Raw genomic sequence first — 14,830 nt, forward strand, 5'->3', positions numbered from 1 at the left:
CTATTCAATATCGCCAGGGACTAAAGGTACAAATCTAACTGGCGCAATAACATGTTGAGTAAATTTTTCGCCGTCACGTACAACCATGACCAGTTGTTGATCTTCATTACCGATTGGCGCAATCATTACCCCGCCATCGCTGAGTTGATCAAGTAATACTTGCGGGACTTGCGATGCAGCAGCAGTTACAATGATGCCATCAAACGGCGCTTGTGACTGCCAACCTTGCCAACCATCGCCGTGTTTCATGGCAACATTGTATAAGTCTAGGTTATGTAAACGGCGCTTAGCCTGCCATTGTAATGCTTTAATGCGCTCTACCGAAAATACTTTTGTAAAGATTTTAGCCAGTACCGCTGTTTGATAGCCTGAACCCGTGCCTATCTCAAGCACTTTATCGCGAATACCAGCCAAACGCAGTAACTCAGTCATACGGGCAACAATATATGGCTGTGAAATTGTTTGCCCTTGACCGATGGGCAACGCCGTATTTTGATACGCTTTATGCTTGAGCACATCATCAACAAATACATGACGTGGAATATCAGCAATAGCGCTGAGTACCAATTTATCTTCAACTCCCTCACGCTGTAATAGGTCTGCCAGCGCACGGGCACTTCGAGTATAATTAGCCAGCACCGTTGATCTCCATCGTTTTAAGCCACTCACCAACCGCTGCCAAGCTGTCTTTCGCTGTCATATCAACACTAAGTGGCGTAACCGATGCGTAGCCATTATTGATAGCATAAAAGTCAGTACCTGCTCCGGCATCACTTTCAGCACCTAAAATCCCATACCAATAAATGTCGCGTCCCCATGGATCTTGCTGTTTAGTCATGGTTTCTGCTTTATGACGCGCACCTAAACGCGTTACTTGCACGCCTTTTAGCTCAGCTAACGGAATATCAGGCACATTAATGTTAATGATTTGATCTTTTGGCAATGGATGTGACGCCAGCTCTTTAATTATGCTGACAGTCACCGCAGCTGCTGTTTCAAAATGATTGCCTTCTTTTGAGCACAAAGACACCGCCACTGCGGGCAAGCCTAAATGACGTCCTTCGGTTGCTGCTGCAACAGTTCCTGAGTACAAAGTATCGTCACCCAAATTCGCGCCATGATTAATACCCGCTACAACTAAATCGGGCTTTTCATTCAGTAATTCATTCACGCCCAAATGTACACAATCAGTGGGCGTGCCATTGACCGAAATAAAGCCGTTTTCAAGCGTGGTAGCACGCAGTGGATTAAGTAGTGTCAGTGAATTACTTGCCCCACTGCAATTGCGATCAGGTGCAACCAAGGTTACGTCTGCAATTTGCGTCAATGCCTGATACAACACAGCAATGCCTTTTGCGTTAACACCATCATCGTTACTTAGGAGGATTTTCATTTTCAGCGTCCTGTTCTTTATGTACTCGTGGGCTTGCATCGGTGTAATCCACCAGCTCACGTAACAATGCCGTGGCAAAGGTGCCTTTGGGTAAACCAAAGCTCAATTTAATGGTGGTTTCATCAATCGTTGCAACGGTTAAATCTTGTGGGATCAAACGCAACATTCTGCGCTCATTTTTCAGCCCTAACTTACCCAGTCCTTCACACCAATCTTGATACGGCGCTAACCATATTTTTTCTTGTTCGGTGAGGCCTTTTTCACTAGTGCCGACCAATGGCGCAGACATCATAATATCGCCAGAGGCAAGCCTAGCGATGTTTTCATCGCTAATAGCATCTTCAAAAAATGCATTACTACCACTGAGCATAAATACCTCACGGTGCATGGTTTTAGCTAAACCGTGTTCAGCAACACGCAAATTCACTATTTGATTAAACACATAAGAGCGTGCAGCAGAAATAATTAAACCGCGTAGTTTTTTGTCTCGAATGCGCTCACCGGCAAACATTCGCTTAGCCATTTCAAGGTTATGGCCATCGTGGCCAAAGCGTTGCTCACCAAAATAGTTGGGCACACCGGCGCGTACCGCGTTGATCCGACAAAGAATGTCTAACGGCTGGGTTACATTACGTAAAATAATGCTGAATTTATTACCTTTGTGGCAGCCAGTCCGCAGCTTACGATTATGCCGTTGCTGAGCAATAATAAACAGTGATTCACTATTAAGCTCAGTAAAATCAATGTCTTTTTTAATGGGTACTGGCACACTAAACCACTGACTACATACTCCGTGGCGATCTTTCATACCAGCAAAGCTGACATCACGTGGCGAAATCCCCGCTTTTTGGGCAAGTAATTTAGCAACGTATTGGGTATTTTCGCCTTTTTTAACGACCTGTAAACAGACGTGCTCACCACTGCCAGTAAACTCTATACCTAAATCTTCATCAACCATAAAATCTTCAGCAGTGGCTTTAAAATCGGCTTTAGATAGTGGTGCACCGTATAAATAATTTAACTCGCTCATAATAATTGCTTGCTCATGATAACCACAGCATGACTGGAAATACCTTCTTTTCGCCCTTCAAAACCGAGCTTTTCAGTGGTGGTTGCTTTGACATTTACCTGACCCAGTTCAGCGTTTAAATCGGCGGCTAAATTTGTACGCATAGCTTGAATATGCGGCAGCATTTTTGGCGCTTGCGCTACTATCGTTACATCCGCATTACCCAGTACATAGCCTTGCTGCTTAGCTAAATCAACAACATGACGTAATAAAATACGACTATCGATATTCTCATATTCACTGGCTGTATCTGGAAAGTGCTTGCCAATATCGCCCATTGCTAAGGAGCCTAAAATAGCATCGCATAGTGCGTGGATCGCAACATCACCATCAGAGTGCGCTAAAAAGCCTTGTGGGTAAGCAATTTTTTCACCACAAAGAGTTAACGGGCCTTCGCCAGCAAATTTATGGACATCGAAGCCATGGCCGATTCGAATCATAATGCATTCTCACTGTGTTGTTTTTGGAGTAAAAAGTTGGCTAAATCTAAATCTTCTGGGGTGGTTATTTTAATATTATCACTACGCCCTACCACCAGCTTTACAGGCTTATTAGCCCATTCTATTGCCGAGGCTTCATCAGTAATTGTTACCTGCTGAGCAAGCGCAGTTTGCAATGCCTGCGTTAAATCGTGGTACTTAAATAATTGCGGGGTCAACGCCTGCCATAAGTTATCCCGAGGCACTGTTTGTTGGCTATGAGTTGCACCGCGCTTAATGGTATCTTTCACTTTGCTTGCTAATATACCGCCCTCATCAGCGCTAATACACTCACTAAGTAAGCACTCAATATCAGCCAATGTCACCAGTGGCCTTGCCGCATCATGCACTAACACCCAATCAGGCGGATTATCTGCAAGCGCTAATAAGCCATTAAGCACTGAGTCAGCTCGCTCCTTGCCACCACTTGCACGGACAATGCGCTGATCAATAACCTCCAGTGTAGCAAAATAAGGATCATCATCGCTGACGGCCACCACAATAGTCGTTAATTGTTTGAGTTGCGCTAGTTTAGCAAGTGTATGTTCAAGAATTGTTTTACCAGCCAAGCATATATATTGCTTTGGTGCGCTATGTTGCATTCGGCTGCCCACACCAGCGGCTGGGACTATCGCTGCAAGGGTATAATTAGTTGTCATTTTATTGTCGCCCAGGTAAAACACGAATAAATGTTTCGCCGGGTTTGATCATCCCTAATTCATTACGGGCGCGCTCTTCCACCCCTTCTTGACCAAGCTTTAAATCTTCAATATCGGCTTTAAGCACTTTATTGCGTTTGATCAATTGAGCATTAGTATCGTGATGTGAAGTAACCGCAGCTTTTAAACGACTATAATCTTGTACACCGTTGTGGCCAAACCATAATCGATATTGTACAAATAACGCTAAGCACAGCAGCGTGAATTGAAACAGTCGCATTAAATACTCCTTGATTTTACTCTACCAGTACAAATTTATAATGCGATTAAGGCTACTGGTATTATATTTTTTTAACTCGAACATGAGGACGTTTTAAATTACGCCAATTGATATTGCCTGCTAGCAGCATTTCTCTCAGTGATAACGTTCGCGGTGTCGTGCGTTTATCAAAAGACCACTGATGGCCACAACAAGCAGCGGCCATTGTTGCCTTTGTAGGCGTTAATAATACCACCGACTGCCCTTCAAGCGGCTGACCTTGGCAGTCAAACCAACCATGCTCGTTACAATGGAGTTTATTGTCGCTTACTTGGTCGATGCTGTCTATTGCAACACGGGTTTGATTTGCGCTATTGAGTAAAAGCGGAACAATTAAACCTACATTTTTATGTGTTTGATAAAAATCATCATTATTTTTTGCTTTGGGAGGCTGAGCTTTTTGCTTATCAAGCCAACAGCCATTGTGCGGATCTAACTGAAAAGGAACCTGACCATTGACCACGGCCGTTGCTGCACGTTCTATATAATAAGGAAGACTTTTTAATCGCTTGCGTAAACGCTGCTCATTAACTTCAACAACTAATTGACCTATTTCCCGCGCATAAAAAGCATTGCACAACTGTGCATATAGCACACGTTGTGCATCAGATTGCCAAATATCGACTTGTTGAAAGGGGTCGCTTGCAGTCAAGGAACATACTCAAAACATCTAGTTGCTTGTTTTATAGCACAGTATTGACTGCTTTTTAAGCTCTGCTATTTACAAAAGCAAAGCTCAGGTTACTTAACTTGTGCCTTTATGCCTAATTTAGCATCGCCAGTTGCTAAAAACTGCACTACTTCATCACGTTTCTTACCTAATAACAGGCTACCATCAGCTAAAAACATAAAATTTTGCCAATTGCGTTTAAACACATCAAAGCTGGTTTCAATAATATTATCGCGGGCGATACAAAAATACACTGTAGTATTAGCTTGCCAATCTAAGTGCGCAAGGATCTCAGCTGGCAGTTGCTCAGCGCCGGCTTCCCATGCAGCTTCCCAGTGAATAGTCTGCGAGAAATTGTCTTCGTTACCACACCAGTCTGTTTTTTCAAAAAAATCAGGATGGTCATGTTCACGGCTCACCATGGTGGTCCATAAAACAGCGGCACGCTCATGGCTCATAGGTTTAAGTAAGGCAAGGTCTTGTTCTGTTACTGGCGCATCTTTATGACGAAAAACCCACGCTTTTTTGTAATCATCTAACGAAATATAGTTCATAGTATTGGCAAATTAGTTAGCATTAAAAGTGCAAAGACAAATTATACAAGAGATCAAAACATGACTACAGCAATAAAACCACATACCCTCAAATCAGGTATATACCAACACTACAAAGGCCCAAAATACAAAGTGCTTTATGTTGCCACCCACAGTGAAACCGACGAACAACTGGTGATTTACCAAGCCTTATATGGTGAGTTTGGTATCTGGGCAAGACCGCTTAGTATGTTTAGCGAAACGATAGAAAAAAACGGCCAAATTATTCCACGCTTTAGCTATCTTAGTGAAGCCGATTAACCATGGCATGACAAGCATATTGTTTACATATCTGGATGGCAGAGATTCGCTCCTCAGCTTCAATTTTATAAGAATGTTGAAAAGTAGTGTATATTTGCTTAGCGACTGCCTCATTTACATTATCTAACTTTGCAATCATTAACTTTCAACCTTGCCAGCCTTTATAGCATATTTTCAGGTGGCTAATTGAAGGAGAGATGGATTAAACCCGTCACTCAATCCGTCCTCTTAAACTACGTAATTTAATCTTGCCCCCCTTGAACACCGTAAATTGCAGGACGTTTTAGCTGAGTACTTAAAGGTAAATAACACGCTAGTGCACCAAGGCTAATTACAAACAATAACGTCATAAATAACATACCAAACTGCATAATTTGCGCTATGCCACCAGCAATGAATTGCAATGGTTGCTGTAAAGCCAGCAATAACGCCATACTTATTAGTATCCCTATTACAATTGCGCTGCCATTTTGCTTAAACACTAACAAAAACAGCGCCATTGGTTTTGCGCCAACACACAAATGAATACCAATTTCAGCACGCCTTAAAAGTACTGAATAACGCATAATGCCTATCAAACCAATACTAGTTAAAGCAATGGTTGCAATAATAATCATCAACGTTGTGCCTGATACCACATATTGACGAAATAGCGCTTTATCGCGCTGTGTATTTAGTGGCACTAATTGATGAACAGATAAGCCTGAATCTATGGATTGTAATAAAGTATTAAGCGTATTTTTTGTTACGTGCTGGGTATGTTTAAACTCGATGATAAATGAATTGTAACCTGCGCGAGTAAGATATGCTTTAGGCTCAAGCGACGTTTTCCCCGGTATTGGCATTGCTTTAACTACGCCAATCACGACTAAATCGTTTTCGCGCCCAGAAGTTATATCAAAACTTAAATGCATACCCAATGCATTACCATCACTTGACATCTTGTCTGCTAGTACATCATTGATAATTATAACATTCGCATTACTTTTAACATCTTCACTTGTAAAACCACGCCCTTGTAATATGGGCTGCTTCAGGAGTGAGAAATACAGTTCATCAACAGATTTCCCATAGGGTAATAGGGTTTGATTACTTGCTACCTCAACCAATGACCAAGTAATTAAGTTATCATTAATGGGTGATGAGGATCGACTGACTTGCGCTACCTCTGGCAATAAAGCAAGCTCGTTAGCCACTTGCTTTAGTAATTGATTTACCTTGTCTCTATCTGCTGCAAGGTGGCTTGCTAGGTTAACTTTTAAATTTGTTAATTGCTCAAGTGGCAATGTAAAGGCCTCGTCAATATTACTTTTATTTACGCTAAAAACTAAAAAGTTAATAAACAACAATGTACACGCCACACTGACCTGAAAAGCCACTAAGCCCCGCCACACACGCTTACCTACCTGCACTGATGTACCTTTACCTGCTGATTTTAAACTAGTTATTAACTGTTGATAATTTACAATCCGCGTACATAAAAATGCAAAAAGCGTAGTAAATATTAAACCACTAACCAATGTGATCAGCAGTGATACTTCATTGATAGCAAGCTCATTAGCGCGCGGCAATATCGCCATAGCAAAATCACTCAGAGTCACTAAAAAAAAGGCTGCTAACGCAAGCCCTACAAAGCTTGCCAAACCAATCAGCAAGGCAATTTCCAGCCAAAACTGTTTAAACAAAGCAAACCGAGATGCGCCCAGTGCCGCACTGAGTGCCAATGTGTGCTTGCGCGCTGCTGTTCTTACAATAAACACATTACTAATGTTTACGCAGGCAATAATAACCAAACCCGCTACAGCTAAAATAAGCCAATAAATATTTTGTGGCGTTTCTTTTAAAATCACTGTTTGCAAGGTGTTTAGCTCAAGATCGATATGCCAACCTGCAAAAAATGCTTCTGTATCAATATGCTGCTGCCATACATTATCCACATACTGCGATAACTTTTTACTCGCCTGTTCAATACTTATATCGTTGGGTAGTTTAGCCACAAAATGGCTGCGCGAATAACGATTCCACCAAATTGGTTTAGCCTCTGCTGAAGTTAAATTGTAATCCCACGGCAACCACACATCTGTGATTTGGCCTGTTTTAATCAGTGCAGGCGATTTAAAATCTGCGGCAGCCACACCGATAATTTTGAATTGTTGGCCGCCCACACTTAGTGTTTGACCTATTATGTTTTCTTTACTGGCAAAGTCATTTTGCCATGTTTGATAACTGATCACTGCAACAGGGTTAAAGTTATCTAAGGCTTCAGTTTGCGTAAAACCACGCCCTAAATGCAGCTTAATGGCGAAAATATCAAACCACTGCGGGGTAACAAATGAGGTGTTTACTATGGGTAAGCCCGCTACATCATCTAAGCGTTGTTCACCGTAATACACCAATGCCACTTGCTCAAATAAGTTATGGTTTTTATATAAATCAATTAGTGCAGGGTAATTAAAAGCGCGGGTATTGAGCGTGCCTGTTTGGTCAATTTGAGCGTACTCAGCTTTGACTAAACGCGCTTGGTCAGGGTATGACAATGGCTTTAATAGCATAATGTAAGCAAGTGTTAATACCGTAATTAATGCCGATAAAACAATACTTAACGTTGTAACAATACTCAAACTGTAAACTTTATGATTAGCTATATTAAGTAATGCATTTTTTAAATTATACGTCATTGCAGTACTCCGTTAAGTTATACCTAAATAGTCGTTGGCATTTTATTATTTTTGGATATTTCATTTTACTTTCTCAACAAGTTATTTAAGCACTTAACTGCTCTTTTATACCCAAAGCACCTAACATCTCACCATCTAGCAGCTTTAGTTGCCTTGAAGCCATATCACAGTAACGCGGATCATGTGTCACCATGCAAATAGTGGTGCCAGCGGCGTGTAACTCACTTAAAACCTGCATTACTTGATCGCCTGATTTTGAGTCTAAATTCCCCGTTGGTTCATCAACTAATAGTATTGCAGGCTCTGTCACTAATGCCCGAGCGATCGCCACACGTTGCTGCTGCCCACCCGATAACTGGTTAGGTTTGTGACTCATACGATGCCCAAGCCCCACTTTTTCAAGGCACGCCTTTACTTTTTCAGCAATGACTTGTTTGCTTGGTTTAGAGTGATGATAACGCAACGGCAATGCCACATTGTCAAACACACTCAACTCGTCGATTAAATTAAACGACTGAAAAATAAACCCTATTTTTGCATTGCGAATGTCAGCAGCTTGATTAAGCGAAAGTGAAGACACGTTTTTACCTTCAATAAAATATTCGCCGCTGGTTGGCATATCAAGTAAACCCAAAAGTGAAAGTAATGTTGATTTACCACAACCAGATGGCCCAGATATCGACAAGTATTCACCGCGATAAATACACAAATCAATGCTACGCAGTGCATATGTTTGCAGCTCTTGTGTTTCAAATACCTTACTAATTCCGTTCATTGCTAATACGACATCGGCTTGGGTGTTCGTTATTTTTTGCTCTGTCATTACTTTTGTCCTGTTCATTAGTTAATTAGAATTTCGCTATTGCTGCGAGTAAGGTTGGTTAAATCTGAAATAATCAATTGCTGTTCTAACTGTGCACCGCTTAGTATTTCGATAAAGCGCCCAGCCTCGCGACCAAATTTGATATCAACCAAGTGTGCGCTTTGCTGCTGTGAGTTTACCTGATACAGATCTCTTACACTGTGCGGTTTTACGTTTGCAGGGCGCTCGATATAAGCAACATTTTTTAATTGCGCAACGTTAATATTGGCGTCAACTGTTAATTGCGGGCGAACATTTTCAGGGAGCTCTTTAGGCAACGATAATTCAACCTCTACGGTATTGTTGACCACCACAGGGCTGATGCGCACGACCCTTGCTTTAACAATCCCCCGACGGGTATCGACATGGGCAAGCTGCCCTAATCGAATATCATCCACTTGATTTTGTGGAACTTGAATTATCGCAATGAGTGAATCAACCGAGCCGATAAGCGCAATTTCTTGCCCTGCGTTTACACTTTGCCCAAGCTCAACCGGTAAGCGCTGGAGTACGCCATCGATTCCCGCTACAACAGACAAATTAGCTAGCTGGGTTTGTGCCATCGCCACAACCCCTTGTTGTTGCTTAATTTGCTCAAGCTGAATATTTTCAGACTCTATATGGACAGCTTTAAGTTGCTCTGCACGTTGCTTCGCTATAGCTAATTGCTTACTTAGTTGTTGCTCGTCTAATCTGCTACGCTGATAATTAAGTGTTGAGACGATCCCCTGTTCAACTAAACTGGTTTCAGCTTTTAATTTTAGTTTGGCATTTTCATAAGCGGCATGGTTTTGTGCCACATGAGAAAGTTCGTTTAATTGCTCCCGGGTATTGTTTAATCTTAACTGACGCAAATTAGCATTGAGTTTATTAAGCTCTTGCTGCGCACTTTCGAGCTGTTGTTCTAGCGCTGGATTGGCTAATTGCACTATTACAGAATCACTACTCACAATTGCACCAGGCTTTAATAAAATAGCCTTTACTGTGGCGGGTGTTTTTGCTGTTAACAATTGCTGCTGCGCAGATTTAAGCTCACCATAACCTGTAACCGTAATTGAAAGCGCACCTTGGCGTACATCACTAATAATTATATTACTGCGCGATACAGATACACTCCCTTGACTGTTGCGCTGATAAATCACTCCTACAATTAAAATAACAGCCAGTAATAAAACTAGCTTATGCCAAAGCGATAACTGCTTTACTACTTTTGTTTTTACTATGTCCATCTTACACCGTATTATGCTTTGTATACCTAAGCATTAGCGAAACACGTGCCAACATTAAAATCTAACAAATACAATAAATTAAATATTATCAGTATTTAAAAAATCTTATAAAGCGGCGATACCGGACTGCTCAGTGCCAGTTTGAAACTGGTCAGGAACTAACGATTTCAATACACTTAATACTACAATCCCAAAATTGGACTCAAATAGTCCGAAATCGGAATAAAACACCTTATACAACCATCTTTAAATAACTAACAAGCTGAAATACAATAATAAAATCACTGGCATAGAAATCGCTATACGCTACAATCATGCTGCGCCTATTCACCTATTTGGAAGTTTATGTCTGCCACTATTTTGATCATCGAAGATAGCCCTGAAATCCGCCTAAGCGCGCGTTTTATATTAGAGGATAACGGCTATCAGGTACTCGAGTGCGACTCGCCTTTTACAGCACATACTCTGATTGAAGACAGCCTGACAATTGACCTTATTTTGCTTGATATGAATTTTACCCGCGACACCACCTCGGGTGACGAAGGCATGGCGTTTTTAAAGCACTTACATAAACAACAATTAGATATTCCCGTCATTGCAATGACGGCATGGTCGAGCGTAGATCTGGCGGTGCGCGCTATGCAAAACGGTGCGTGTGACTTTATTGAAAAACCATGGCAAAACCAGCGCTTATTAAAACTACTTGATCAACAACTAACGCTTAAAAAGTTAAGTAAACAAAACCAAAAGTTACAGCAACAGCTTAGCGATCATGACACGCCTGCATTTGTGTATCAGTCACGCGCTATGCAACAACTAATAAGCCAGTTAACTAAAGTGGCTAAAACCGATGCTAATATTTTACTGACAGGTGAAAATGGCACAGGTAAAAGCCAGCTAGCACAATGGCTTCATCAGCAGTCTTCGCGTCATACACAACCGTTTATCGCAGTAAATATGGGAGCAATTGTTGAGTCTTTATTTGAAAGCGAAATGTTTGGCCATAAAAAAGGCGCATTTACCGATGCCAAAAGTGAGCGTATTGGCCGTTTTGAGCTGGCCGATAACGGCAGTTTATTTTTAGATGAAATAGCCAATATACCGCTGCCACAACAAGCAAAACTATTGCGCGTACTCGAAAGCCAAGAGTTTGAAATGGTCGGTTCGAGTCAAACAAAAAAAACTCATGTACGTTTAATAAGCGCTACCAATGGCGATATTCCCACACTAATAGCCGAAGGTCTGTTTAGAGAAGATTTATATTATCGCGTCAATACCTTGGAATTTGCGATCCCACCGCTGCGCGAACGCATTGAAGACATAGTCCCTTTGTGCGAGCACTTTATAAACTTACATACTAAAAAATACTCAAGTACTGTACTTACATTGAGTGAGTGCGCTAAACAGGCATTAAACCACTACTCTTGGCCCGGCAATGTACGCGAGTTAAGCCATGTGATAGAACGCGCAATATTATTATCAACAACCGATATATTAACTGCCGATGACTTAAACCTGCAAAACAGTCAAAACAGTAACGCGTTGCCACTTATGACACTAGAGCACGCAGAGCGCCAATTAATTGATCTAGCCCTTAAGCAAACTCAAGGACATATCCCTAATGCCGCTAAGTTATTAGGTTTAGGTAAATCATCTATGTATCGTCGCCTAGAAAAATACGGTATTACTGGATGAAAAACACGATGAAACCGAATTGCCTTTATCAATCATCGCTTGAGCGCAGCTTAATTAGCTTTGCGCTATTGAGCGCTCTTTTTGGCGCACTAGGCTGCTACTTAATTGGTCAGTATTTTGCTTTATCAATTGTTACTTCAGCTGCGCTCTCAATCTTATTTTTAGTCATTTACCTTAAGCTATTTATTCGTACCTACAAAAAAGTAATAAACAGCTTTAACCGCAATCACGCCCACTTAGATGCCATTTTAAACGAAGATTATAACCAGCTCGTTAAGCCCAGTTATCAGGCAGGGAGTATTCACCAATTACAGCAAAGTTTGATTTCACTAAGTGAAGAGTTGTTTAAAAAGAAATCGCGATATGATCAGCATGTTTTTTTGGTATACCAATTAATTGAGCATTTTAATGTGCCTATCATGGTGCTCGATCAACATAATAAACTCAGCTATGCCAATAATGCATTTAGCGAATTTAAACAGACTCAATGGCAAACTTTACGCTATTCAAGTGCTGAACAATTAGGGCTTAAAAAACAAAACGCGCATTGGCAATTTAGCGATGTTATTACAGCTCAGCAATGGCAAATACGCCATAGTGAATTTATAGAGCAAGGCAGCTGCCATCAACTTATTGTTATGATCGACATCACTTCTGCACTTCGAGAAAACCAACTACAAGCATGGCAGCAAATTATTCGCGTACTCGGTCACGAAATTCGCAACTCACTCACCCCAGTTACTGCAATGGCTGAAAATCTCGCCGTGAAGCTCACCGAACCACGACAAGTACAAGCACTTAACGTAATAAGTGAGCGCTGTAATTATCTTAATGAATTTGTCACTCGCTACGGTGATATAAATAGACCACTGGCACTCAACATAGTTGAAATAGACACAGCTGCATTTTTAAAACAAGTCTGTGAAATTTACCCTGATGTAGAATTTAGCTGCGTTGCTAACGCCAAAACCTTTAAAGCCGATCGCACGTTTATGCATCAAGTGATGATCAACTTGATAAAAAATGCTATTGAAGCAAGCACTCCACCGGTGAAAATTGCATTAAGCACTCACCAGCAAGGTAAAGTAAACTACATCACCGTTGACGACAATGGCCAAGGCCTTGCCAACCCCGACAATATTTTCGTACCGTTTTACACCACCAAACAACAAGGGCAAGGGATTGGTCTAAGCTTTTGTCGTAACGTGATAGAGCAGCATCATGGTAGTTTAAGTTTAGCGAATAAAGAAAAACACCAAGGCGTAATCGCAACAATACTATTGCCTGTGTAACTAGCTTCGAAAAGAAATACTAAAAAGACACGATTAAAACACTAAACTCAACTTAGTGTAATAGGCTGTAATATGTCTTTTTTAGAAGCCACTCTACACTTACCCTTGCTTAGTAATTCACCACACAATCGTGGGAATACACTCTACACAAGGAGCAATAAAATGTCTGATGAAAGCTTATATTTAGTAAAGTTACAGTTTCAATCTGGTGCTGTTGGTGGTGGTTCAATGGAAATACAGTTTGCTGTAGATGCAAAAACAGGTGCATTAAATGGTCGAGCGAATGGCTGCATCCAAGAAGGAACGCAGCATTCACCTCATTTCACCGCGAGCGCATCGGGCCATATGCATGCAACTGGCTATAATGATGTAACTAAAGTTGGTGCGCTTACAGGTCAAGCCGTGGTGTCTTTTCCACCACCTGCAATTGGTAGTTACCAGTCACCATTTACAGCGAGCTTTGCTGTAGATAACCAATGGAATGGTAAGGGCTGCTTTTCAGTGGGTGATAACACCTACCAATGTAAAGTAAGTCTGGTTGACTAAAGTAGAACATAGTTAGCTTTATATTAAGCGGCAAGTAAGCGTCGCTTAATATCAACTCATGTTTTAGCCGCTCTGTTACTGAGCAGTGTGTTTTGTCATAACCAGCACTCAGTATTCGATGAAGTAAAATTCTTAAAGAGTTAGTCACGGTACTGAGTGAGCTGAACATCTAACTGGATATAAGGCTGAGCATCAATCAATTGGATGAGTAAATAACCAACAAAGTTTAACCTGATTATATGCCTACAGACCTAAGTCACTTGCCTTGATTAGACGCTCTGTACGCGTGCATTAATGCAATAAACAAAGTCGCTTACACCTGACTTGAGCCTGAAACTAACTGGATCACCAAGATGAAACCAGCCGCCTTGAATAGTGCCATGATTAGGTTAACCGATGAATGTCTCGGCTCTGGCATCCTGCTTCGCTCTACCTCCTAAATCCATTTAGTCGTAGTGCCCCTACAAATCCATAAGGATATGGAAAAAAGTAGGCTGCGATGAGATCGCAATAAGAGAGCCTCTATATGTGTTTGCCGTAAGCTACTTGCTTAACAGCCGCATCGACAGGCGAAGTAAACGAATTTGTTTATTGAATTAGAGTTGATTTAGAATTGACCGTCAATTTATAAAAACGATCAAAAAAAACACTACTGCCTATTGACAGAGTTAAGGCTCATATGTGTTAGCATTTACCAGTGCTTGTCTTCATGCCACCCAACTGTACATTTTAATCCCCAAAACATAAAACCTCCACCACAAACCCAAGACGGCTTGAGCTGTATCCATATAACTTCGTTATTAATATAGCCAAAAGCGACGGATGGTTCATCCATTATTCCTGACTCTAAATATGCTGAACCTTTACCATTGAATTTAGAAATAAAGTTTGAATCGAAACTAGATAACCTGAATCTCGTTTAAGAAATTGAACTAAATGCCTGTTCCGAGATCCGATTTTTCAACCAAGAACGATTGAATAGACAAGGAACAGGCATGATTAAATTAGTTGAATTGTTTTGCGATGTCGATGATTTTTGCAAAGTATTTATACCCCAATGGGAAAAACAATTACTCGAAGATGGC

Annotated in this window: 15 protein-coding genes and 1 pseudogene; 5 read left to right on the forward strand and 11 right to left on the reverse strand. The window is 41.2% G+C overall.

What is annotated here, in order from left to right:
- The 8 genes from HHO47_RS04415 to HHO47_RS04450 form a co-directional block, all read right to left on the reverse strand.
- Positions 1 to 639 carry a protein-L-isoaspartate(D-aspartate) O-methyltransferase gene (locus HHO47_RS04415; protein WP_169019187.1) on the reverse strand — a complete coding sequence of 213 codons (639 nt, stop codon included), beginning with the start codon at positions 637 to 639 and terminating at the stop codon, positions 1 to 3.
- Entirely contained in the window at positions 629 to 1,393 is a 765-nt protein-coding gene (gene surE / locus HHO47_RS04420; protein WP_169019188.1) for a 5'/3'-nucleotidase SurE, read from the reverse strand. The genes HHO47_RS04415 and surE overlap by 11 nt, the downstream gene beginning before the upstream one ends.
- Entirely contained in the window at positions 1,374 to 2,423 is a 1,050-nt protein-coding gene (truD, locus tag HHO47_RS04425) for a tRNA pseudouridine(13) synthase TruD (protein WP_169019189.1), read from the reverse strand. Before truD ends, surE begins: the two co-directional genes overlap by 20 nt.
- Positions 2,420 to 2,902: a 2-C-methyl-D-erythritol 2,4-cyclodiphosphate synthase gene (gene ispF / locus HHO47_RS04430; RefSeq protein ID WP_169019190.1), complete on the reverse strand. Its 483-nt coding sequence runs from the start codon at positions 2,900 to 2,902 to the stop codon at positions 2,420 to 2,422. Before ispF ends, truD begins: the two co-directional genes overlap by 4 nt.
- Entirely contained in the window at positions 2,899 to 3,600 is a 702-nt protein-coding gene (gene ispD / locus HHO47_RS04435; RefSeq protein ID WP_169019191.1) for a 2-C-methyl-D-erythritol 4-phosphate cytidylyltransferase, read from the reverse strand. The genes ispF and ispD overlap by 4 nt, the downstream gene beginning before the upstream one ends.
- 1 nt (position 3,601) lies before the next feature.
- Positions 3,602 to 3,880: a cell division protein FtsB gene (gene ftsB / locus HHO47_RS04440; RefSeq protein ID WP_169019192.1), complete on the reverse strand. Its 279-nt coding sequence runs from the start codon at positions 3,878 to 3,880 to the stop codon at positions 3,602 to 3,604.
- A 61-nt stretch (positions 3,881 to 3,941) separates the two neighbouring features.
- Positions 3,942 to 4,571 (reverse strand): hypothetical protein, encoded by a 630-nt coding sequence (locus HHO47_RS04445; protein WP_169019193.1) that lies wholly within the window; start codon positions 4,569 to 4,571, stop codon positions 3,942 to 3,944.
- A gap of 89 nt (positions 4,572 to 4,660) precedes the next feature.
- The gene (locus HHO47_RS04450) at positions 4,661 to 5,143 is read right to left on the reverse strand and encodes a DUF2947 domain-containing protein (RefSeq protein ID WP_169019194.1); all 483 of its coding nucleotides are present in this window, start codon (positions 5,141 to 5,143) and stop codon (positions 4,661 to 4,663) included.
- A 60-nt stretch (positions 5,144 to 5,203) separates the two neighbouring features.
- On the opposite strand from HHO47_RS04450, the gene HHO47_RS04455 reads away from it, so the two are divergent.
- Complete coding sequence (locus tag HHO47_RS04455) at positions 5,204 to 5,443, forward strand: DUF1653 domain-containing protein (protein WP_169019195.1); 240 nt, start codon at positions 5,204 to 5,206, stop codon at positions 5,441 to 5,443.
- Between the two features lie 242 nt (positions 5,444 to 5,685).
- Here HHO47_RS04455 and HHO47_RS04460 read toward each other — a convergent pair whose 3' ends face one another.
- The 3 genes from HHO47_RS04460 to HHO47_RS04470 all read right to left on the reverse strand — a co-directional run bounded on the left by HHO47_RS04460 (position 5,686) and on the right by HHO47_RS04470 (position 10,212).
- Positions 5,686 to 8,121: an ABC transporter permease gene (locus HHO47_RS04460; RefSeq protein ID WP_169019196.1), complete on the reverse strand. Its 2,436-nt coding sequence runs from the start codon at positions 8,119 to 8,121 to the stop codon at positions 5,686 to 5,688.
- 85 nt (positions 8,122 to 8,206) lie between these two features.
- Complete coding sequence (locus HHO47_RS04465; protein WP_169019197.1) at positions 8,207 to 8,944, reverse strand: ABC transporter ATP-binding protein; 738 nt, start codon at positions 8,942 to 8,944, stop codon at positions 8,207 to 8,209.
- Positions 8,945 to 8,961: 17 nt separating this feature from the next.
- Positions 8,962 to 10,212 carry an HlyD family secretion protein gene (locus HHO47_RS04470; protein ID WP_169019198.1) on the reverse strand — a complete coding sequence of 417 codons (1,251 nt, stop codon included), beginning with the start codon at positions 10,210 to 10,212 and terminating at the stop codon, positions 8,962 to 8,964.
- A gap of 345 nt (positions 10,213 to 10,557) precedes the next feature.
- Here HHO47_RS04470 and HHO47_RS04475 point away from each other — a divergent pair, with 345 nt between their 5' ends.
- The 4 genes and pseudogenes from HHO47_RS04475 to HHO47_RS04490 all read left to right on the forward strand — a co-directional run.
- Positions 10,558 to 11,907, forward strand: coding sequence for a sigma-54-dependent transcriptional regulator (locus HHO47_RS04475; RefSeq protein WP_169019199.1), 1,350 nt, complete (start codon positions 10,558 to 10,560; stop codon positions 11,905 to 11,907).
- A complete protein-coding gene (locus HHO47_RS04480; protein ID WP_248290922.1) occupies positions 11,904 to 13,199 on the forward strand; it encodes a sensor histidine kinase in 1,296 nt (431 codons plus the stop codon). Before HHO47_RS04475 ends, HHO47_RS04480 begins: the two co-directional genes overlap by 4 nt.
- Before the next feature lie 162 nt (positions 13,200 to 13,361).
- Positions 13,362 to 13,745 carry a DUF1842 domain-containing protein gene (locus HHO47_RS04485; protein ID WP_169019200.1) on the forward strand — a complete coding sequence of 128 codons (384 nt, stop codon included), beginning with the start codon at positions 13,362 to 13,364 and terminating at the stop codon, positions 13,743 to 13,745.
- Positions 13,746 to 14,740: 995 nt separating this feature from the next.
- Positions 14,741 to 14,830, forward strand: a pseudogene (locus HHO47_RS04490) (IS982 family transposase); the annotation flags it as partial.

This window comes from Pseudoalteromonas arctica (assembly GCF_012927645.1).
Classification (GTDB): Bacteria; Pseudomonadota; Gammaproteobacteria; order Enterobacterales; family Alteromonadaceae; genus Pseudoalteromonas; species Pseudoalteromonas arctica_A.